The sequence below is a fragment of the Micromonospora sp. BL1 genome (genome assembly GCF_003667485.1).
Taxonomy (GTDB): domain Bacteria; phylum Actinomycetota; class Actinomycetes; order Mycobacteriales; family Micromonosporaceae; genus Micromonospora; species Micromonospora tulbaghiae.
On sequence record NZ_RCVK01000218.1, the window covers coordinates 36894 to 58186 of the forward strand.

15 protein-coding genes are annotated in these 21293 nt (G+C 72.4%); 4 read left to right on the forward strand and 11 right to left on the reverse strand.

What is annotated here, in order from left to right:
* The first annotated feature begins 4 nt into the window (after positions 1-4).
* A complete protein-coding gene (locus EAD96_RS12545) occupies positions 5-925 on the forward strand; it encodes an alpha/beta fold hydrolase (protein ID WP_121684372.1) in 921 nt (306 codons plus the stop codon).
* On the opposite strand, the gene fxsT is transcribed toward EAD96_RS12545, so the two are convergent.
* The 7 genes from fxsT to EAD96_RS12575 form a co-directional block, all read right to left on the reverse strand.
* On the reverse strand, positions 903-4838 hold the full coding sequence (gene fxsT, locus EAD96_RS12550) for an FxSxx-COOH system tetratricopeptide repeat protein (protein ID WP_120572640.1): 3936 nt from the start codon (positions 4836-4838) through the stop codon (positions 903-905). The genes EAD96_RS12545 and fxsT overlap by 23 nt on opposite strands.
* Entirely contained in the window at positions 4835-6025 is a 1191-nt protein-coding gene (locus EAD96_RS12555) for a TIR-like protein FxsC (protein WP_120572641.1), read from the reverse strand. The genes fxsT and EAD96_RS12555 overlap by 4 nt, the downstream gene beginning before the upstream one ends.
* A 129-nt stretch (positions 6026-6154) precedes the next feature.
* Complete coding sequence (locus tag EAD96_RS12560; RefSeq protein ID WP_121684385.1) at positions 6155-6958, reverse strand: aminoglycoside N(3)-acetyltransferase; 804 nt, start codon at positions 6956-6958, stop codon at positions 6155-6157.
* Complete coding sequence (locus tag EAD96_RS12565; RefSeq protein WP_121684373.1) at positions 6955-9261, reverse strand: FxsB family cyclophane-forming radical SAM/SPASM peptide maturase; 2307 nt, start codon at positions 9259-9261, stop codon at positions 6955-6957. The genes EAD96_RS12560 and EAD96_RS12565 overlap by 4 nt, the downstream gene beginning before the upstream one ends.
* Before the next feature lie 6 nt (positions 9262-9267).
* Complete coding sequence (locus tag EAD96_RS31185; RefSeq protein WP_013289092.1) at positions 9268-9441, reverse strand: hypothetical protein; 174 nt, start codon at positions 9439-9441, stop codon at positions 9268-9270.
* Between the two features lie 275 nt (positions 9442-9716).
* Positions 9717-11978 (reverse strand): hypothetical protein, encoded by a 2262-nt coding sequence (locus EAD96_RS12570; RefSeq protein ID WP_121684374.1) that lies wholly within the window; start codon positions 11976-11978, stop codon positions 9717-9719.
* A gap of 10 nt (positions 11979-11988) precedes the next feature.
* Entirely contained in the window at positions 11989-14034 is a 2046-nt protein-coding gene (locus EAD96_RS12575; protein WP_233585686.1) for a hypothetical protein, read from the reverse strand.
* Positions 14035-14346: 312 nt separating this feature from the next.
* Between EAD96_RS12575 and EAD96_RS12580 the strand changes: the two genes are divergently transcribed.
* Positions 14347-15885, forward strand: a complete 1539-nt coding sequence (locus tag EAD96_RS12580) for a non-reducing end alpha-L-arabinofuranosidase family hydrolase (RefSeq protein WP_121684375.1) — start codon at positions 14347-14349, stop codon at positions 15883-15885.
* A gap of 178 nt (positions 15886-16063) precedes the next feature.
* Complete coding sequence (locus EAD96_RS12585) at positions 16064-16357, forward strand: DUF4287 domain-containing protein (RefSeq protein WP_121684376.1); 294 nt, start codon at positions 16064-16066, stop codon at positions 16355-16357.
* Positions 16358-16502: 145 nt separating this feature from the next.
* On the opposite strand, the gene EAD96_RS12590 is transcribed toward EAD96_RS12585, so the two are convergent.
* The 4 genes from EAD96_RS12590 to EAD96_RS12605 form a co-directional block, all read right to left on the reverse strand.
* On the reverse strand, positions 16503-17024 hold the full coding sequence (locus EAD96_RS12590; protein ID WP_120574091.1) for an alpha/beta hydrolase: 522 nt from the start codon (positions 17022-17024) through the stop codon (positions 16503-16505).
* 70 nt (positions 17025-17094) lie between these two features.
* Positions 17095-18813: an arginine--tRNA ligase gene (gene argS / locus EAD96_RS12595; RefSeq protein WP_121684377.1), complete on the reverse strand. Its 1719-nt coding sequence runs from the start codon at positions 18811-18813 to the stop codon at positions 17095-17097.
* A gap of 271 nt (positions 18814-19084) precedes the next feature.
* Positions 19085-20143, reverse strand: a complete 1059-nt coding sequence (gene trpS, locus EAD96_RS12600) for a tryptophan--tRNA ligase (protein WP_121684378.1) — start codon at positions 20141-20143, stop codon at positions 19085-19087.
* A 266-nt stretch (positions 20144-20409) separates the two neighbouring features.
* Positions 20410-20853: a PRC-barrel domain-containing protein gene (locus EAD96_RS12605; RefSeq protein ID WP_120572649.1), complete on the reverse strand. Its 444-nt coding sequence runs from the start codon at positions 20851-20853 to the stop codon at positions 20410-20412.
* A 122-nt stretch (positions 20854-20975) separates the two neighbouring features.
* Between EAD96_RS12605 and EAD96_RS12610 the strand changes: the two genes are divergently transcribed.
* Positions 20976-21293, forward strand: a 318-nt coding sequence (locus EAD96_RS12610) for an SCO4848 family membrane protein (protein ID WP_233585687.1), incomplete at its 3' end; no start/stop codon positions are given.

Consider the following 21293-nt stretch of genomic DNA (forward strand, 5'->3'; position numbering starts at 1 on the left):
CCGATTGGCACACTCGCCCCGGCACCGAGAGCACATCGTCCGAACGGGAAGGAGGAACCTGGCGGTCGACATCGCCGGGGCGGAACGCGGCTGGCCGGTCTTCCTGATGCACGGCACACCCGGCAGCCGCAACGGTCCACGGCCGCGGTCCATCGTGCTGCACCGGCTGGGCGTACGGCTGATCTCGTACGACCGGCCGGGTTACGGCGGTTCCAGCCGGCTGCCCGGCCGCCGGGTCGCGGACGCCGCCGCGGACGTCGCGGCCATCGCTGACGACCTGGGCCTGGACGGGTTCTCCGTGGTGGGGCGCTCCGGCGGTGGCCCGCACGCCCTGGCCTGCGCCGCGCTGCTGCCGGATCGGGTCCGGCGGACCGCCGTCCTGGTCGGTCTCGCCCCGGCCGGTGCGGCCGGGCTGGACTGGTTCGGCGGCATGACCGACGCCAACGTGCGGGACTACGGCGCCGCCGAGCGCGACGTGCCGGTGCTCGCCGAGCAGTTGCGGCTGCGGGCCGAGCGGACCATGGACGATCCGGGCTCGCTGCTCGCGCTGCTGGTCGAGCAGATGACCGAGGCCGACCGCCGGGTGGTGGCCGGCGTGCCGATCCGCCGGCAGCTCACCGACGCCTACGCCGAGGCGCTGCGCCAGGGGCCGCACGGCTGGATCGACGACGTGCTCGCGCTGCGCGCCGACTGGGGCATCACGCTCACGGACATCCGGATGCCGGTCCGGCTGTGGCACGGCGCCGACGACAACTTCGCCCCGGCCAGCCACACCCGCTGGCTGGCCGAGCAGATCCCCGGCGCGCAACTGCACGTCCAGCCGCGCAGCGCGCACTTCGGCGCGGTGGAGGTGCTGCCGGAGATCCTCGCCTGGCTGGCCGATCCGCTGGAACGGACCGCTGTCAGATCGGATGCGGGTCGATGATGCGCCGCTGCAACCGGCTCTCCCGGGCGGCCTCCACGGCCGGGTGGTTCTCGCCCAGCCGGTAGGTCAGCTCACGGGTGACCGCCTCCAGCTCCGCGCGCCGGCCGCTCTCCACCCGCTCCTGCATCACCACCAGGTTCGCCCGGCAGCGCAGCGTGTTCGTGTGGTCGCGGCCGAGGATCCGGACCAGCCCGTCGTGCGCGCGCCGCAGCAGGCTCAGGGCCTCCACGTCCGCGGCCTCCCGGCCCTCCGGCGGGTCGGGCTGTTCGGCGATGCAGATGCCCTGGTTCATCCAGCCGGAGAGCGGGTACGGGTGCCCGCTGCCCAGCACGCCAGCGAGCGAGTCGGCGGACCGGCCGGCGAGCTGCCGGGCCTCGGCGAAGTCCCCGGCGCGGCGGGCCACCATGGCGAGGTTGACCATGCAGACCAGCGTCAGTGGGTGCGCCGGACCGAGGTTGCGCTGGTAGATGCGGTGCACCTCGGTGAGTTCCCGGCTGGCGCGCTGGAACAGGTCGACGGTGAGCAGGTTGATCGACAGGCTCAGCCGGCAGGTGAGCGTCTCCGGGTTGTCCGGCCCGAACCGCTCGTTCAGCAGCTCGTAGGCGGCTTCGAGGAGCTTGCCCGCCTCGACCGCGTGCCCGGCCGCGCGCAAGGACACCGCCAGGTTCGTCTGCGTCCGCAGGGTGATCAGGTGTTCGGCCCCGGCCGTGTGCAGCAGGTCCCGGTGGACGCTGCGCAGCCGGGTGACCGACTGCTCGAAGTCGCCCGCGTCGCGCATGTCGATGCCGACGTACGCGGAGGAGGCGAGCGTGTCCGGGTGGTTCTCCCCGAGGATCGCGCGGCGCCCGGCCAGCACCATCTCGTCGTTCTTGCGGGCCTCCCGGAAGTCGCCCATCAGGCGCTGCGTGCTGGCGAGGTTGTTGAGCGCGGCGAGGGTACGCGGGTGCTCCTCGGTGAAGTTCCGCTTCCACGCGTTGAACGTGATCTCGTCCAGGCGCAGCGCCTCGCTGTACATGCCCATGCCGCGCAGGTCGCGGGCGAGCCCGCCGGCGGTCATCAGCGTGTGCGGGTGGTCCTCGCCGAGCAGGTCCCGCTGGGCCGCCAGCACCTCCTCGTCCAGCGCCCGGGACTCGGTGAACTGCCCGAGGAAGGCGAGGATGTTGGCGAGGTTGAACTGGAGGTGCAGCAACTGCCGGCGCAGGTCGTCGCGCGCCCGCGGGTCGGTCTCCTCCGCCAGCATCTGCTCCCAGGTCTGCGCGACCTCCTGCCCGAGCCGCCGGCCGGTCTCCAGGTCGCCGCGCAACTGGAGGTAGCGGACCCGGTCGATCATCAGCGCCCGCACCTCCACCTTGCGGCTCAGCGGCGCCTTGGACGCCTCCAGGTGCGGCCAGATGACGCGGAACCGCGGCCAGCCGTCGGGGTCGTCGACCTCGCCCTCGGGCCGGGCGGCGGCGAGCACCAGGTGGACCTGCTGGCGTGCCTCGTCGAGTTCCGCCTCCGTCATCCGGGACCGGACGGCGTGCTGGAGCAGGCGGTGCATGAGCACCAGGCCGCCCCGGCCCCGCTCGCCGCCGGCCGGGTTCTCGGCCCGCAGGTCGACCCGCACCAGGGCGAGCCGGTTGGCCTGCTGCACCAGTTGCTGGCGGACCAGCCGCTCCTTGGCCTGCGGGTGGAACGGCACCAGCGCCTCGGCGAACTCGTCGCTGTAGACCAGGTCGGCGGAGATCTCCGGCGCGAACACCGAGCAGAGTTGCAGCACCCGGTAGGCCGCCGGATTGCGGGTCCGCAGGTGGTTGAGCGACAACTCCCAGGTCGCCTCCACCGAGACGTTGCTGTTCGGCTCCATCACCGCACCCGGACCGAACTTGGCGATCTCGGTGAGGTAGCTGTCGACGGAGTGGCCGGTGTCGGCGAGCCAGGCCGCGGCGGCGGTGACGGCGATCGGCAGGTCGCCGAGCAGGGCGGCGATCCGGTCGGCCTGGTCGACGCGCATGTTCGGCACCCGCTCGGTGAGGTGCTGGATGCTCTCCGCGCGCTTGAACACGTCGACCTGGACGGTGGTGGCCCGCTCGACCCACTGGAGGTTCCGGGACGTGATCAGGACGTGGCCCTTGCCGTCCGGCACGTACGGCAGCACACCCTCGATCTCGTCCGCGTTGTCCATGATCAGCAACCAGCGGAGGTCGGTGCGGCGTAGCGCCTGGAGCACCAGCCGGGCGTTCTCCCGGTTCGACTCCGACGACGGAACGCCCAGGTAGGGCGCGAGGTCACCGATCGCCGACTCAATGAACGGCACCTGGTCGGCGTCGATCCACCACACCATGTCGTACGCGGCGCGGTAGCGGTGGGCGTACTCCAGCGCGAGCTGGCTCTTGCCGATGCCGCCCATGCCCTGCAACGCCACCGGCCCGGTGCCGGAGAGCACCACCTTCGGGCTGCTGCGCAGCAGCGTCCGCAGCTCGCGCAGGTCCGCCTCCCGGCCGGTGAAGCGCTTGTTGCGGCCCGGCACCTCGAACACCGTGTTGTCGCGGCCGGGGAACCGGGGACCGGTCGGCAGCTCCAGATCGGCGGGCACGCCCTCGCGGCCGACCAGGCGCAGGATCCGCGCGGCGGCGGTCCGCGCCTCCAGCCCGGCCACCGAGACGGTGTGCGCGGCGGGCACGTTCGCCAGGCGCCGCACGTCCGCGACGTAGACGACGAGCGGCACCTGGTCGGGCGAGCGGTCCGGCGCGGCGAGCACCGCCTCCTCGTTGGCGTTGGACTCGGAGACGATGATCAGCTCCCGGGCCGTCCGGGGCGCCTCGTCGTCGGTGAACCACGGGTCGGTCACCCGGACGTCGGCCGAGACCAGCAGGTGACCGATCCACTCCGCCCACACCCGGTCGTACGGGGCGTGCCGGAGCAGGATCTCGTTTTCCACCGAGTTGGAGGTACGGGTGAACCGGGCGTTGACCCGCTCGCGTACCGCGCTGCTCATCGGCGGCAGCGACTCCACCTCGCCCCGGGTGATCTCCCGGGCCAGCACCTCGTACGCGGACAGCAGCGACCCGTTGACGCCGGGCTGGTCGGCGAACGTGGCGAGCAGTTCCTCGTACGCGTAGAACGCCTGGTAGGGCACCTGCATCCGGGCCCAGTACCGGTCCCGGTCGGCCTCGCTCATCCCGCTCGGCAGCCCGCTGAAGCGTTGCCGGGCCACCGCCCGCCCGGTGTCCGCCTTGACCTTCTCCGCCGGGTCGATGCGCATCGGCACGGGCAGCACCCGGATCCGCCGCGACCCGTAGCGGTGCTCGACCAGCCGAGCCACCTTGGCCGCGCCGGTGATGCCCTGCTCGCTGAGGGTGAAGCAGGTGACCAGCACGTCCGGCAGCTGGATGGTGCAGATGTCGGCGACGTCGGAGAACCCGGTGCGGCTGTCGATCAGCACGTAGTCGTAGTTGCGCTTCATGTCGGCGCGCAGCGCGTCGAAGAAGTAGCCGCCGCCCTGCCGCTCGTAGAACTCGTCCCAGTTCATCCCGGCGAGCGCGCCGGCGTAGTCGTTGTTCTGCTGGCCGGCGCCGAGGAAGTCGAGCGTCCCGTCACCGGGGAAGTTGGACCAGTTCAGCGAGAACGAGTACTTGTGCACGCGGGCGTACTGCTCGTGCCAGCGGTCGTCGCCCTTGTCCTGCTTGGTGGTGGTCGCCCACTCGTACTCCCGGATCAGGTCGATCACCCCGCCGGTGCTCTCCAGCGCGTCCCGGTCGATGAACGGCGCGAAGAAGCGCGACAGGCCGGGGGATTCCAGGTCCCAGTCGACGGCGAGCACCCGCTTGCCGTTGGCGGCGAGGATCCAGGCGACGTTCGCCAGCGCCATCGTCCGGCCGGTGCCGCCCTTGTAGGAGTAGAAGGTGACGACCTGTCCCTCGCGTCGGGTCATGTGTCCACTCCCTCGTCGGGCGGCGGGTTCTCCCAGAGCCGGGGTTTGCTGATCGGCCGTCCCGGCGGCGGGTAGGCCGGTCTCGCCTCCAGGTAGCGGCGGCGCATCCGGTCGACCAGGCCGTGGATCCCGGCCCGCCAGTCGTCGTACGTGGTGATCGCCAGCGGGCGTGCCGCGGCCGGGAAGATCGCGATGGCCCGGTCGAGCAGCACCGCCGCGTGGGAGCGGCGGCCGGGTGCCGAGTCCTCGATGATCACCACGACGCCCACCCAGCGGTGCAGCGAGGCCGCGGCCGCGCGGACGGCCTCCGCACCGTCCGGCGTCTCGACCACCCGAGGATCGATCATGAGTACGCCCGGGCAGCCCCGGAACAGCCCGGCATCGGGTACGAAGTCCCGGACGTCGATCGGCATCCGTAGCCGCTGCACCGCGTCGGTCACGTCGTCGACCACCGGCGGCCGGTCACGGAACGGGCGCCACCGGCCGGCGTGCGTGTCGGACCGCCCGTTGAGCCGGCCCGCCTCCGCCGGTTCCTCGGGCGCGATCACCACCGCCCGGAACGGCACCTCGCTGGTCGGCGACGACGGCAGGTCGGTCGGGCCGGTCGGCGGCTCGGCCGGTTGCAGCGGGGTCTGCTCGGCGGTGTCGACGATGTGCTGGGCGAGCCGGCCCAGCACCTCCTTGTAGGCGTGCTGGAACTTCTGGAGCCGGCAGAGCGCGCTCATCCCGTTCGCTGCGTACGCGTCCACGTCGGCGGCCATCGCCACCGCCCGGGCCTGGTCCGGCGCGTGCACGGCGGCGGGCGACGGGATCCACAGGACCGGCAGGATGTTGTCGCCGTCGGGCGGGCGGCCGGCCCGGATCAGCCGTTGCCGGAACCACTCCCGCTCCCGGCGTGAGTCGTCCCGGTTGAGGTAGTCCGGTGAGTACAGCGGCACGAACACCTCGGCCTCGGCCAGTGCGGTGCGTTTTCGTTCCGTCCGGTCGTCCGGCGGCCGCACCATGAAGTCGGCGAAACCCTGCCGGCGTAACCGGTCGCCGGGCCGGCCGTCGATCGCCAGGTTGAGATCGTGGTAGAAGCGGCGGACCCAGTGGTCGCCCGGGGTGCGGTCGTTGTGCGTCGGCGGGGGGACGTAGCTGAGGAAGAAGTAGGGCGGGCCCGGCAGCGCGGGCCGCTCAGAGGTCACGGCGACACGACCGTTCCACGGGAAGTGCGCCTGACCCCCAACCGCCAATGATCACGCGCTGCTCCCCGGTCGACACGATACGGCGTCTATCGATCAGGGTAGAGAGGTTGCGCTCGGGTTACCAGGCCCTCACCGTCCGATGTGGGCGTCCATCCACGCCACGGCGGCGCCTACCGCGCCGGATATCGGCAGCAGCCGGGCCGGCGCGTCGCCGACCGTTCCGTGCCGGGTGAACGCCGCCCGGTCCAGTTCCGCGCCGATCTCGCTGAACAGGGCCGCGTCGAGGTGCGGCGCCTCGAAGTCGAGCCGTTCCCGGCGGCCGTCGCGCACCACGTAGCAGCGGTACGGACGCCGCTGCGGCGGGCGGCGCAACCGGTACTCGGCGAGGTGCAGCGCGGTGCATGTCGCATAACCGACACCGAGCAGCAGCGTCCACGCGCCGGCCGCCTCCAGGGCGGCCAGCGGGGACCGCTCCCCGAGGTGGGAGTCCAGGTCGTGGACGCGCATCAGCTCCTCCGCCCGGGGCCCCCACGCGCTGAACGACGTCTGCGGGTGCCGGCTGCGGACCGCGCCGGGCAGCCGGCGTACGTGCTCGGCGAACGCGCCGACCCCGAACGACGGTGTGACGGCCGGGTCGAAGCCGGGCATCCGGTCCTCGTACGCCAGGCGTTCCTCGTCGGTGAGCCCGGCGGTCGCGGCGCGGTACGCGGCGCTGCTCACCGAGTTGTCCGGGGTCTGCGCCGGGACCACGACGGTGCCGGCCGGGCCCACGGCCGTGCGCAGCGCCGCGGCCAGGGCGTCCGCGCCACCGTCGACCGGTCCGAGCGCGCGCAGGGAACAGTGCACCAGCACCACGTCGCCGGGGCCGAGCCCGAGCGCGCGCAGGTCGGCGGCGAGCGTGCCGGCCCGGTACGCGGTCCGGGCGGCGGTCACGACGGCCACCCGGACATCGAGCGGGCGACCTGCCGGACCAGCCGCGATCCCGCCGGGGTGAGCGCGTCCGCACGTTGCAGCGCGCCGATCGCCTCGGCCGTCCAGTCGCGGTACCGGCGGTAGACCGCCTGCGCGCCGTCGACCTGGCGGCCGGCCCGGATCCGCCAGATGTCGGCCACCGCCGCGTGCGCGTAGATGCCGTGCAGGACGGCCTCCGCGGGCCGGGGGTCGGGCCGCCAGCCCACTGTGATGTCGAGCGGCCGGGTGCCGTCGACCAGGTCGCAGATGTCCAGCAGGGCGTTCATCTTGCTGTGCTGGAACTCGTGCACGAGCAGCACCGCGAGCGATCCGGCGTCGGTCTCCGTGGCCGCGACACCGCCGAACGCCTGCCGCGCGGTCGACGCCTCGCTGACGCCGGCACCGCTGCGCCGCAGCGGCACCACGGCCCGCAGCCCGGCGCGCAGCTCCTCGGCGTGGCCCGGCACCTCGTCCCGGATCACCCGCCACGCCGCCGCGAACGTCTCGGCCCAGCGCGCGGCGCCGGCGTCGTCGAGCCGGTCACCGGCGGGCAGCCGGTGGCAGTCGCGGTGCGGGTCGCCGTCCTCCAGCAGGACGCTCACGTCCGACGCGGTGAGCACGCGGGCCGGCCACCACCTCGGCGCGTCCCCGGGCGTTCCGGGCCGGACCGTGACCGTCACGTCCCCGGCGGTCACCCGCAGCGAACCCGGGCCGGTCTCGACCCGTGCGGCGCCGTCGCCCACCTCGGGCAGCAGGACCGTGCCCACCGTCGGCAGGTGCAGACGGCCGGATCGCACCGGTACGTCGAGGCGTACCGGCGTGCCGGCGTCGAGCGCGGCGGCGACGGCGAGCGCGGTCAGGTAGTCCGGTCCCTGCCGGGCGCCGGTGCCGGTGCCGGCGAGGCAGTCGACAGCCCACGCCCGCACGTAGGGATGGGCCGCGATCCGGGCGACGGATTCCGGCGCGCCGCGGTCGAGGGCGGTCAGCGCCTCCCAGCCGTCGGCTCCGGCCCCGCCGGCCGGCAGCCGGTCGGCCACCTCGGCGAGCAGCGCGCGGACGATGGCGATCTGCGCCTCGACGAGCCGGCCGATGGCGACCCGGTCGCCGGTCAGCGCCGCGAGGCGGTCGATGAAGTCGTCGGGCAGGCCGGCGTCGAGCCGGACGGCTGCTGGTGGGTTCTCGTTCACGTGCACGATCAGCTCTTTCAGATCGGCGCAGTAGACACTCGGATGGTCGAAGTGCCCGGCGCCGTACCGGTGGGCGAAGAGTCCGCCGCCGCACTGGTCGACCACCGGGCACCGCCGGCACTCGTCGCTGAGCCCGGCCCGGCCGGAGCGGCGGCGGGCCAGGAGCGGGTCGGCCGCCACGTCGTCGGCCGCGTGCGAGAAGACGGTCATGCCGGTGGACGGCGCGCCGTCGTACGCGGTCTTGAGCGAGTCCGCCTGTTCCCACTCGCCGTCCGTCTCGATCACCGCCAGGTCGACCGGGTCGAGACCGAGCCACTCGGTGCCGCTGGGCCCGCCCGCGGCGGTGGACAGCAGCGAGTCGAAGAGGCGGACGGAGACCGGCCGGCCGTCGGCCCGCCAGCGGTCGTAGACGGCACGCAGCCAGTCCGCGTACGCGGTGCCGTCGCCCGCCGGCCGCCACGGCGGATCGTCCCAGGTGGCGTGCGGGAGCAGGAAGTCGATCCGCGGAGGCTCCTGGGCGAGCAGTGACTCGTACACCGCGATCGGGTCGTTGCGCACGTCCACCGTGCACAGCAGGCCGGAGTAGATCCGCCGGTACGCCGGGCGGCGCAGCAGGGCGAGCGCGCGGAGCACCTGGTCGTAGCTGCCGGCACCGGACCGGAAGCGCCGGTGCCTGTCGTTGGCGGCCCGGTCGCCGTCGAGCGATACGCCGACCGCCACGTCGTGTTCGGCGAGCACGTCGCAGAGCCGCTCGGAGAGCAGGACGCCGTTGGTCTGCATGCCGAGCCGGAGCCGGGTGACCGGCCCGACGACTCGCCGGAGGTCCGCGAGCACCTCGCCCAGCCGCTGGGCGCCGAGCAGCAGCGGCTCCCCGCCGTGCAGGATGACAGTGACGTCCGGCAGGGCGTGGGCCGCGGCGTGTTCGGCGATCCGCCCGGCCGCGGCCCGAAGCACCTCCGGCGTCATCCGTACCGGGCGGCGGCGCCAGCTCTGGTCGGCGTGTTCGTAGACGTAGCAGTGGTCGCACGCCAGGTCACACCTGGCGTGCACCTTGAGGACGAACTCGGTGAGCGCCGCGCGGGCGGGCCCCGGGGCCATCGGGGATCAGATGAACGACGAGAACTTCGCCGCCGGGATCCGGGTCTGATCGAGGTGAGCCGCCATCACCCGGCGCACGATGGGGGAGATGTCCGCGGCGGAGAGCCGGTCGAGCGGCTCCGCGCGGACCCTGCCCAGCGAGACCGGGGGCTCATCCTGGCGCAAGGGTGCGGTAGTCATGAGTCTTCCTTAGGTTCGTATACGCCGGCCGAGCACAGCGGCGACGGCCAACCTAGTGCCTCTGGGGGATCCAGCACCATCGACCCACCGGTGGGGAGACGGTTCTTTTTGGACGGTTCGCCGGGCCGGCGCCGTCGTCGCCAGGGGGAGCGACCGTAAGGGATCAATTATGCGCCTTTTTGCCCATCTGGACCACGAATCGAAAGTTCAGACTTTGCCAGAAATCGTCCACCCCGATCCCCTGGTCAGGCGAGGGGTCGGGGTGGACGAGCGGCTCAGACGGCCGGGCCGCTCCCGGACGGTGCGCCGAGGTGGATGCCGACGTCGGCCGGCTCGGTCATCTGGTCGTACGCCCTGGTCCGGAGCCGGTTGGTCTGCACCTCGCCGTCGAGCAGCGCCGCCCGCAACGCCTCCGCGTCGCTGATCTCCTTGGCGGTCACCGCGTCGGCCGCTGTCGTGGCCCCCTGCACCACCTCCAGGTGGGTGCCGTCGGTGGGCATCAACTCGGTCCACTTCGCCAGGCAGTACACCCGCTCCGGCACGTCCTGGCACTCGGTGGTCAGCTCGGGCATCTCGTCGCCGCTGCCGAGGTGGCCGGTCCGGTACGCCGTCAGCTCGTCCACGAACGCCGTCAGCTCGTGCTCCACCTGCGGCGCCAGGCTGGTCGCCACCACCTTGCCGAAGATCCACCGCAGCGCGGTCAGCTCCATACCGGCCCGCACCGGCAGGTAGAGCTTCGCCCAGCTCGCGTTGACGAAGTCGCCGGGGTCGCGCTCCGGGGCGCGGGCGTCGCCGCCGGACCACCAGCCGGGGTACGCCACGAACGACGCGCGCTCCCAGTCGAAGACGCGGTGCCAGAAGTCGATCTCCCACGCCTCGTCCCGCACGCTGGCCGGGAAGTGCGCCTCCACGATCTGCGAGACCATCTCGTTCACCGGGGAGAAGCCGGCCCGCAACCGCGCCTCGAACTCGTCCCCGGCCGTCTCCGCCGCCGCCAGCGCCTCGTCGCGCCGGTCCTGCCACTCCTGGAGATCGGTCAGGTAGCCCGCGACGAGCGCGTTGTACGCCGCGTCGTCGGCGGTCTGGTCCACCACCGTCGGGGTACGCCGGAACCCGGCGGCGAGCTGCACGTCCGCGCCCGGACCGCCCAGCCAGCTCCGGGCGCCGACGTGCACGCGTACGCGCAGCACCGGCCGGCCGTCCGCCTCGGTGACCACCGGCACGCCCACCACCCGGGCGGCGATCGCCTCGGGCGGGCGGCGGGTGATCAGCGTGAGGTTCTGCCGGATCGTGTCGATGTCGCCGTCCCACTCCCAGCCGGCGTCGAACGCGACGTCGACGTCGTAGTCGGCGCTCATGTCACCGGTGAGTCCCCACTTGTCGAGCGTGACCACAGGGGAGTACACGACGCGCGTCTCCACCGCTGCGGGCGCGCCACGCGGCGGGCGCTCCGGCTTCACCGGCATCGGGGGCAGCGCGGCGACCGCGTTGTCGCGGATCCGCTTCCGCCCGTCGACGATCTTCTGCGCGAAGGCGAACGCCGGATCCTTGATCGTGGGGGCCCAGCAGACCCGTGCCCCGTACCGCTCGTGGGCCAGCTCCAGCCGTTGCAGCACCTTGAAGTAGTGCAGTGTGATCGGCGTGGCCCGGTTCGGGTTGCGGACGGTGCGCTTCGAGGAGGACTCCGTACCGGTCTCGCTGACCAGCTTGAAGTCGGTCTTGTGCTGGGTGCGGTAGCGCGCCGCGACCTTCGAGGTGGCGGTCCGGCTGTCCTTGACCGCGCGGCGGCTCGTCTCCTGGCTCGCCGCGGTGACGCTGGTGGCGAAGCCGATGGTGTGGCTGGCGTTGAAGGTGCCCCAGATGCCGGTCGGGCTGGTGTACTGGCCGGTGTGGCTCGCGTTGAGCCCCCAGGTGTCGGTGAGCGACTTCTGCCGCTCGAAGCCCTCCTGGAGTTCGGTGGTGAGCGCGCTGGTCAGCTCGACGTCGGTCTGCTGTTCCGACTCGTTCTGCTCCTCCAGGGTCAGCTCGCGCTTGGTGTAGGTGCGCTGCTCCAGCACCGCCTCCTCACCGGGGGCGAGCGCCAGCGCGTAGACGTGCTCGCCGAGCGCGAAACCCACCGGTCGGATCCGGGTGCGGTCGAGGAACGCGATGCCCACGTCGGACTGGAGCAGCCCGGCGAGGAACTCCGCCTGCTGGTCGCCGAGCAGCGTCTGGCGTCGCGCCGGCGGCTCCCGGTACGACATGCCCGAGTCGGCGCCGGGCAGCGCCTCGGTGGCGGCGTCCATCTCGTTGGCCTTCCACAGGTCGGCCAGGCCGAGTTCCTTGAGCAGGTGCGGCAGCCGGTCGCCGTCGAGCCCGCCGTAGCGGATCGCCTCGATCAGCGCCTGCTTGACGTAGAACGGCAGGATGGGCGTCTCGCCACCGCCGAAGGTGAGCCGGACCGGTACGAAGTAGTTGGAGTAGACGTACCGGTCGGAATGCGCGGTGCTGAAACCAAGCGTCGCCGGATCGGCGTCGGCGACGACGACTCTGCCCATCGGTGCTCCTCTACAGCGGCAGTTCGAACAGGGCGTGCAGCCCCCGGTACGTCATCTCGTGCGAGGTGACGAAGAACCCGGGGAACAACTGGCTGAGGGCGGCCTGGCGGACGACCGTCTCGCGTACGGCGTGCGCGGTCAGTTCTTCGAGGCCGGCGACGACCTCGGCCGGCGCACCGCCCTTCGCAGCTCGCTGGTACGCCTCCGCGATCGCCTCCCAGCGACCGTCGAACGTCTCCCCGAGGTCGTCGGCGACGGTTCCCCAGGTCTTCTCGAAGCGCTCCAGCTTCGTCGAGGACGTCCAGTCGACGTTCGTGACGCGGGCCGCCTCGGGGTCGACGAGCAGCAGGTCGGAGCGGAGGTCCCCGACAGTGGTCGACGCCTTCCACCGGAACCGTTCGGCGAGGTGGCCGGCGAGCGCCTTCTCCGCTCCGGTCGCGGCCGGGTTGCCGGTGAACCCGACGAGCCGCAGCAGCAGATCCCGGTCCGGGTGGCCCAGCAGCATCTGGGCGACGGTCTGCCGCAGCACCGCCTCGGAGCCGCGCAGCGCGGGCGCCAGCTCCGGGTGGGCCGCGCGGACCGCCTCGACCACTGTCGCCAGCGACTTCTCCGCGAACGCCTCCAGGCCCGGCGACCGGCCGACGAGCTGCGCGACCTCGGCCGCCATCCGCCGGTGCACCTGCTGGCCGAGCCGCCACGGTTGCGCCTGCCCGGCCTTGCGCAACGCGCGGAACTCCTCGTACGCGGCGGTCTGGAGCGACCGGTTGAACGCGGTGGTCAGTCGCTGCTCGAGTTGCCGGGCGACGGCTGCGCGCACGACGGCGGCCTGGATGTCCCGGGGTGTCTTCGGCGGCTTCAGCTCGCGCAGGTTCTCGACCCGCTTGATGATCTCGTCGAGCGCCTCGTTCAGCTCGGCCCGGGTCGCCGCCCGGCCGGCCGACGACACCGTCTCCGACATGCTCGCCATCAGCACCGGCCGGCCGTCGAGGCTGACCAGCGCGCCGAGCCGGGTGCCCGCACCGGCGCCCGCGAACGCCTCGGCGTGCGCCGCCTGGTTGAACACGGTCAGGGTCAGTTCGGCGTCGACGAGCAGCGCCCGGCCATGCCGGAACAGCGCGTCGAGCACCTTCGGCGGAAAGAGTGTCCGCAGCACCGCCAGGCCCACCTGGGGCGTGGCGACGATCGCCGCCCGGCCGATCGCCACCAGCAGCGCGGCCGTCTGGGCGGTCAGCAGGCGCGCCTCCCGGGCGCCGGCGAGCAGCAGCGGCACGTACCGGACGGCGGCGCGCACCGCGACGCCGCCGAGCAGCCGGGCGAGCTGCACCAGGCCGGTGAGCACCTGGTACAGGTCGCCGGCGACGCGCCCGAGCAGCCGGCCGGCGGCGAACGGGTCGAGGTCGTCCAGGTGGCGGGCGAACTCGGCCGCCCACCCGCGCCACAGCGCCAGCAACCGATCCGGCACTGTGGTGGGGTCCAGCGCGGCCACGATCCCGGCCAGCGCCTGGCGTACGACTGTCGCCTGGTCGGCGAGGCGCTGGACACCGGCGCGCGGGTCGACCGTGAGCACGATGAGTGTGGTGAACTGCTCCTGCTGGAGACGGCCGATCAACTGCACGAGCTTGCCGAGGTCGACCACCACCGTCGCGACTGACTCCCCGACGCCGACGGCGAATCCGTCCAGGAACAGCTTCGGGTTGATGCCGTTCCAGGCCGCGTAGTGCCGCATCGCGTCGAGCAGTGCGGGATCGAGACCGAGCAGGTAGCGGCGGAACGCGCCGTCGGTGTCGACGTCGGAGGCGGCCAGGTCGAAGAACGCCTCGGCCAGCCGCAGTCGCGCGAGCATCGAGACCAGGTCCCAGACGTTGTCCTGGGTGATGCGGCCGGTCATCGCGGCCAGCACCCGCTCGCGGGTCATCGACCGGGTGGCGTGGGCGTCCAGCCAGTACTTGACGGTCAGCGCGACGAACTCCACGCGCGGGTCCTGGGTGCGTACGCCGAAGACCGCGGCCCGGTCCTCGGCGGACACCCGCGGCACGCCGAACCAGTCCCGGATCATGACGGATTCGTCCGTCGGCTGCCCCAACTCCCCCACCACCCCTCCAGCCGTTGTGCACTGTCGGGCCGTGGTGCGGGCGGCGGTAGTGCTGGGTCGAGAAGCTGACATGGCCCGGTGACGTCACGCGCCCGCCAGCCATCGACTGTTACGACTTGACGAACGACGTGTTATCGCTCACAGTCGATGGCACGGGGCGGCGGCTTGGGCGGCTCACCGGGCGGGCGCGGCTGGGCGCGTGGCAGGCCGGGTGTGGGATCAGTGCGCTTCGACGGATTGTTAGCGCTCACAACATGTCTGATCTGAGGGAGGAACATGTTTGCTTTCGGTAGGTCCCCATCGACTGTGTCGCCGCCACGACGGCGCGGATGGCTGCCGCGCGTCGTCGCCACCGGCGCGGCAGCGCTACTCGCCGGCGCCGGCGCCGTGGCGGTCGTGTCCGCGCCCGCCGCGGCCGCGAGCGTCGACACGAGCGCCTGGTACGTCCTGGTCAACCGCAACAGCGGCAAGGCGCTCGACGTCTACAACCTGGCCACCAACGACGGCGCGCGGATCACCCAGTGGACGCGCAACAACGGCAACCAGCAGCAGTGGCAGTTCGTCGACTCCGGCGGCGGCTACTACCGGCTGAAGTCACGGCTGTCCGGCAAGGTGCTCGACGTCTACAACTGGTCGACCGCCAACGGCGGAAGCATCGTGCAGTGGTCCGACACCAACGGGACCAACCAGCAGTTCCGGCTGGCCGACTCCGACAGCGGCTACGTCCGCCTGATCAACCGCAACAGCAACAAGGTGGTGGAGGTGCAGGGCGCCTCGACCGCCGACGGCGGAAACATCGTCCAGTACGACGACTGGAACGGCGCCAACCAGCAGTGGCAGCTCGTCCGGGTGGACGGCGGCGGCAACCCCACCACGCCGGCGCCGACCACGCCGCCTCCGGGTGGCACGTGCAACCTGCCGTCGACGTACCGGTGGTCGTCGACGGGCGCGTTGGCGCAGCCGCGCTCGGGCTGGGTGTCGTTGAAGGACTTCACGGTGGTGCCCTACAACGGGCAGCACCTGGTGTACGCGACCACGCACGACACCGGGTCGTCGTGGGGGTCGATGAACTTCGGGTTGTTCTCGAACTGGTCGCAGATGGCCTCCGCCAGCCAGAACGCGATGTCGTCCGGCACCGTCGCGCCGACGCTGTTCTACTTCGCGCCGCGCAACATCTGGGTCCTGGCCTACCAGTGGGGGCCGACCGCGTTCTCGTACCGGACCTCGACGAATCCGACGAACCCGAACGGCTGGTCGTCGGCGCAGCCGCTGTTCACCGGCAGCATCTCCGGTTCCGGTACCGGCCCGATCGATCAGACGCTGATCGCCGACGACCAGAACATGTACCTGTTCTTCGCCGGTGACAACGGCAAGATCTACCGCTCCAGCATGCCGCTGAGCAACTTCCCCGGCAGCTTCGGCTCCAACTACACGACCATCATGTCGGACTCGACGAACAACCTGTTCGAAGCCGTGCAGGTCTACAAGCTGCAGGGCCAGACCCGCTACCTGATGATCGTCGAGGCCATCGGCTCCCAGGGCCGCTACTTCCGGTCCTTCACCGCCACCAGCCTGGGCGGCTCGTGGACCCCGCAGGCCGCCACCGAGTCCAACCCGTTCGCGGGCAAGGTCAACAGCGGCGCGACCTGGACCAACGACATCAGCCACGGCGAACTGATCCGCACCACCGCTGACCAGACCTTCACCGTCGACCCCTGCAACCTCCAACTGCTCTACCAGGGCCGCTCGCCCAACTCCGGCGGCGACTACGGCCTCCTGCCCTACCGGCCCGGGCTGCTCACGCTCCAGCGCTGAGCGCGTACCCCGAGATCTGGAGAGCCCGGCCCGCGTGATCGCGGGCCGGGCTCTCCGGCGTCTCGCCCGGCGATCGTTGACCTGGAGGCAACGACGGTGGCCCGGTCCGTCGTTGATCGGAGCCGCGCCGCCCGGGAGGGTGGAGTTGTCACCACCTCCCGGACGAAGGGTTGAGCAGATGTCCTTCCAGGCGTACCTCGACGCGATCGAGGACAAGACCGGCAAGACCCCGCGCGTCCTGGTCGACGAGGCCAAGGAGCGCGGCTACGACACCGCCGACGTCAAGGCCGGCGTGATCGTGGGCTGGCTCAAGGACGAGTACGGCCTCGGCCGGGGACACGCGATGGCCCTGGTCCACGTGATCAAGAACGGGCCGAAGATCAGCGCCAAGCACGTCGGCTCCACCGGCTCCCACCGCGACGACAGCGACACGCTGTGGTTGGACGGCAAGGCTGCCCGAGCCTCCGCGTAGCGGGGCGTGGACAGCGACGCCTATCGTTCGCCCCATGGGAGCGATCAAGCCGTGGCACATGTCCGTCCTGGCGCTCTGCTGCCTGCTGCCGCTCATCGCGGCAGTGGTGGCGGTGATGTGGACGCGGCGGAGTCGCCGCTGACCGTCAGCGGCCGGCGACGAACTCCTCCACCGCGGTGCAGACCCGCCCGAGCGCCTCGGCCGAGGCCGCCAACGGTCCGGGCACCATCATCGAGTGGTCGGCGTCGGCGACCTCCACCACGTACGGGGTGAGCCGGCGCGCCACCGCACCGTCCCAGACCCGGTCGGCGGTGCCGCCGGCCAGCAGGAACGGCGCGGTGGCCCGGCCCAGCGGCTCCCGTACCGCGGGGTCGGTCAGCAGCGGCGTCAGCCAGACCGCCGGGATGCCCCGATCGGCGGCGAGCGGGGCGGCGAAACTGCCGAGCGACTTGCCCACGAGCAGGTCCACCCCGGCGTCGAGGACCGGATCCAGCTGCTCGGCGACCCACTCCGGCGCGCTGTCGAGGCGCAGATCCCCGATCGACCGCCACGTCACCTCGTGCACGTCGAAGCCGAGCCGGCGCAACGCCTCACCGATGTAGACGAAGAGCGGACCCCGGGTGTCGTAGCCCCGTCCCGGAGCGAGTACCGCGCGTCGATCCGCCATGGTCGCCACCCTCTCGTTCGATCGATGCGTCACGCTAGCCGCCGCGCGGGCTTCCCGTGACCCCTCGGCCTCACAACCGTTCCGGGGTACGGATGCCGAGCAGGTCCAGGCCCTGCCGCAGCACCCGCCCGGTCAGCTCGCACAGCACGAGCCGGCTCTCCCGGACCGGCCCCTCGGCCCGCAGCACCGGGCAGCGCTCGTAGAACGCGCTGAATGCGACCGCCAGCCGGTGCAGGTACGCGGTCAGCCGGTGGAACTCCAGGCTGCCCGCCACCTCGTCGACCACCGCGGCGAAGCCGACCAGTTCCATGGCGAGCGCCCGCTCGGCCGGCTCGGCCAGCGAGACCTCCGCGTCCGGGCGCGCCGCCGCGCCGGCCCGCCGGAGGATCGACCGGACCCGGGAGTACGCGTACTGCAGATACGGCGCGGTGTTCCCGTCCAGCGACAGCATCCGTTCCCAGTCCAGCACGTAGTCCTTCTGCCGGTCGCCGGACAGGTCGGCGTACTTGATCGCGCCGACGCCGACCGCGCGCCCCACCTCGGCGGCCTCTGCCTCGCCCAGCTCCGGATTGCGCTCCCGGGCCAGCGTGGTGGCCCGCTGGACCGCCTCGGTGAGCAGCCCGGCCAGCTTCACCGACCCGCCGGCCCGGCTGCGCAGCATCCGTCCGTCAGAGCCGAGGATCGAGCCGAACCCGACGTGCTCGGCCCGCACCGGCGCGGCCAGCCATCCGGCCTGCGCGGCGACCGCGAACACCATCTCGAAGTGCCGCCGCTGCGGCAGCCCGACCACGTAGAGCAGCCGGGTCGCGCCGAGCGCGCCGGTCCGGTGCCGCAGCGCGGCCAGATCGGTGGCCGGGTAGCCGTACCCGCCGTCGGACTTGCGCACGATCAGCGGCAGCGGCTCGCCGTCACGGCCCACCGAGCCGGGCGGGAACACGCAGTCCGCGCCGTCGCTGCGCCGCAGCAGCCCGAGCCGGTCCAGCTCCTCGACAGTCGGGGCGAGCTGGTCGTGGTAGCTGCTCTCGCCCCGGAAGTCGTCGCCGGTCAGCGTCACGTCGAGCAGGTCGTACACCGTCAGGAAGTAGCTCTCCGACTGCGTCACCAGCAGCCGCCACAGCCGCAACGTCGCCGGGTCGCCGCCCTGCAACGCCACCACCCGCTGCCGCGACCGCTCCCGGAACGCCTCGTCGTCGTCGAACTTCGCCCGCGCCGCCTTGTAGAACCCGTCCAGGTCACCCATGGACAGCTCCTGCGCCGCCCCGGCCTCGCCTAGGTCGAGCAGGTGCTCGATCAGCATGCCGAACGGCGTGCCCCAGTCGCCGAGGTGGTTCGCGCGCAGCACCCGGTGCCCGAGCCACTCCAGCGTCCGCGCCGCCGCGTCCCCGATCACCGTCGACCGCAGGTGCCCGACGTGCATCTCCTTCGCCACGTTCGGCCCCGAGTAGTCGACCACCACCGTCTCCGGCTCGGCCACGGGCGGCACGCCGAGCCGCGGGTCGGCGGCCATCACGGACACCAGCCCGCCGAGCGCGTGCCCGGCCACCGTCAGGTTCAGGAAGCCCGGACCGGACACCTCGACCGCCGCGCACAGGTCGCCGAGCGCCGCGCGCTCCCGTACCTCCGCGGCGATCTCCCGCGGCGGCCGGCCGAGCCGCCGGGCCAGCCCCAGCGCCGCGTCGGACTGGAAGTCGGCGTGCTGCGAACGCCGCACGGCCGGGTCCACCGGCCCGCCGGCCACCGCCGCGAACGCCGGCGCCAGCCGGTCGCTGAGCAATCTTTCAAGATCCATGAGTACGCCGATCTCGCTGTGGATCCGCCGCGCGGATCACCGGACGGGAACGCGACGGCGGAGCGAGGACGATCGATGACGACCGGCGGCTCGATCCGCCGGTCGCAGGAGGGGAAGGCTCAGCGCAGGCGGTCGCGGGACCGCCGGCGTCGCAGCGCGCCGAGCCGGACGTCGGAGGACGTCATCGGGTACGCGTGCGAGCTGGCCATGTCGGCAGCGTAACCGGCCGGCCCGGGGTTGGCGCAAGCGCGTACCCCGGACCGGCTCGTGGTCAGGCCGAGGTCGCGACGGCCTTGCGGTAGCGCTCGGCCCGGCGCCGCACCTGGGTGTACGCGCTGCTCAGGCCCATCGCCCGGCGGACCTCGACGAGCGTGCGACGCACCTGTTCACGGGTCCGCTCGGTGCCGGTGACGATCAGCTCGTCGACCAGGCCGGGCTGCGCCTCGAAGCGGGTCCGGCGCTCCCGGATCGGGTCCAGGAACCGGTTGAGCGCCGTCGCCAGCGCCTCCTTGACCTCCACGTCACCGACCCGGCCGGCCCGGTAGCGGGCCTTGAGGTCCGCCACCTGAGCCCGGTCCGGGTTGAAGATGTCGTGGTACTCGAAGACCGGGTTCCCCTCGACCGTGCCGGGCACGTCGGCGCGGACCCGGTTCGGGTCGGTGTACATCCCCGTCACCTTGCGGCGCACCGTCGCCGCGTCGTCGGAGAGCGCGATCGCGTTCCCCTTGCTCTTGCTCATCTTCCCGGCGCCGTCGGTGCCGACGAGCGTGGGCGTGTCCGACATGATCATGTCGGGGACCGGGAAGACCTCGCCGTAGAGGTGGTTGAACCGCCGGGCGATCTCCCGGGTCACCTCGACGTGCGCGACGTTGTCCTTCCCGACCGGCACGACCTGTCCCTTCACGCAGAGGATGTCGGCGGCCTGGAGGACCGGATAACCGAGCAGGCCGTACGGCATCTCGTCCTTGCCGGCGTCCCGGGTCATCTCCTTCAGCGACGGCACCCGTTCCAGCCGGGGCACCGTGATGAGGTTCTGGAACAGCGTGTTCAGGTCGCCGACCTCGGGGATCGCGGACTGGAGGTAGAACGTCGCCCGTTCCGGCTCCACCCCGACGGCGAGAATGTCGGTGACCATCTCGCGGGCGTTGTGGGCGACCTGCTCGATGTCCGCGCGGCTGTTGCGCGTGGTGAGCATGTGCAGGTCGGCGATGATGAAGAAGCTCTCGTAGCGCTGGTGCAGCCGCACCCGGTTGGCGATGCTGCCCACGTAGTGGCCGAGGTGCAGTCGCCCGGTCGGGCGGTCGCCGGTGAGCATGCGTGCAGAGGACATGGTCGTACGCCTTTCGTGCCGTTCGCTGGCGGGGAAACGACCCGGGTCACCCGGGTCGGTGGAGCGGGCTCGTCAGAACGAGCGCCGCCATCGCCCGCCGGCGCGGAAACGGAGTCCGCCGGCACGGAGTACGTCGAGGATCTGCTCCCGGCCGTCGACAGCGTGGCCCGGGAGACCGCTGCGGGTCTCCGGGAGGCAGCTGCGCGGCCGGACCATGACTGACACGGTATCCGCTCACCGGCCTGCGCCGCTGCCTCCTGCCGCGCTTACTGCTGTCGATAGCTCTCGGTGTAGTAGCTGCCGACCCGCTCCCGGTAGTCGGGGTGCGCGAAGTGGTCGCTGTCGAACGCGGGGGACTCCTTCACCTGCTCCCGGGTGCGGTCCACGTGCACGACGCGCTCCAGGTGGTCGACCTGGGCCACCGTCCCGGCCGGCAGCAGCACCTTCTTGCCGAAGATCCACGGGCCGGTGTCCACCACCAGGTACCGCGCGTCGGCGTCGTCGCTCGCCTCGTCGATGGAGCCGATCCGGCCGTCCGTCGCCTCCACCCGGTAGCCGGTGAGGTCGATCGGCGTACCCGGGCCGGGGGCGTCCGGGCCGTCGTCCGCCTCGCCGGTGCGCTGTTCCGGCACGTCCCCGGGCCGGGTCTGGTCGTACCCACCGGCCAGGGCGGACGGATCCCGCCAGGTCCACGGGTTGAACGGCTGCATCGGTGGCACCTCCGTCGAATCGGCTCGACAGAACAGTGCCCCGGGGGCGGGAACGAAAACGCGAGCTGCGCCGGCCGCGGGCCTGACCTGGGCGGACGGCCCCGCTGGCATACTGGCCGACCATGGTCCTGTCACGTGGTTGGTCGCTGTTCCTGGTCGCCGTCGGCGTCTGGACGTGGGCGATCTGGCCGAGGTTCGCGGTCGCCATCTGGAACGACGAGCGCGCCTGGTCGGCCGGCGCCGTCGGCGAGGGCAGCCCGACCGGCTTCCTGTGGGTACACGCCCTGCTGATCGCCGCGTCCCTGGCCATCGGCACGACTGTGGGAGTCCTGGGCATCAGGGCATGGCGCGCCGCGGCGGCGGGCGGCGCGCCGTGCCCTGATGCCCAGGGCTCCCACAGTCGTGCCGATGGCCAGGGCCGCGGCGATCAGCAGGGCGAG

Bases quoted from the DNA above. Each gene is read 5' to 3' on its own strand.
- fxsT (WP_120572640.1), bottom strand. From the start codon at position 4,838: ATGACCCGACGCGAGGGACAGGTCGTCACCTTCTACTCCTACAAGGGC.
- EAD96_RS12565 (WP_121684373.1), bottom strand. From the start codon at position 9,261: ATGGCCCCGGGGCCCGCCCGCGCGGCGCTCACCGAGTTCGTCCTCAAG.
- EAD96_RS31185 (WP_013289092.1), bottom strand. From the start codon at position 9,441: ATGACTACCGCACCCTTGCGCCAGGATGAGCCCCCGGTCTCGCTGGGC.
- EAD96_RS12570 (WP_121684374.1), bottom strand. From the start codon at position 11,978: ATGGGCAGAGTCGTCGTCGCCGACGCCGATCCGGCGACGCTTGGTTTC.
- EAD96_RS12575 (WP_233585686.1), bottom strand. From the start codon at position 14,034: ATGATCCGGGACTGGTTCGGCGTGCCGCGGGTGTCCGCCGAGGACCGG.
- EAD96_RS12580 (WP_121684375.1), top strand. From the start codon at position 14,347: ATGTTTGCTTTCGGTAGGTCCCCATCGACTGTGTCGCCGCCACGACGG.
- EAD96_RS12585 (WP_121684376.1), top strand. From the start codon at position 16,064: ATGTCCTTCCAGGCGTACCTCGACGCGATCGAGGACAAGACCGGCAAG.
- EAD96_RS12590 (WP_120574091.1), bottom strand. From the start codon at position 17,024: ATGGCGGATCGACGCGCGGTACTCGCTCCGGGACGGGGCTACGACACC.
- argS (WP_121684377.1), bottom strand. From the start codon at position 18,813: ATGGATCTTGAAAGATTGCTCAGCGACCGGCTGGCGCCGGCGTTCGCG.
- trpS (WP_121684378.1), bottom strand. From the start codon at position 20,143: ATGTCCTCTGCACGCATGCTCACCGGCGACCGCCCGACCGGGCGACTG.
- EAD96_RS12605 (WP_120572649.1), bottom strand. From the start codon at position 20,853: ATGCAGCCGTTCAACCCGTGGACCTGGCGGGATCCGTCCGCCCTGGCC.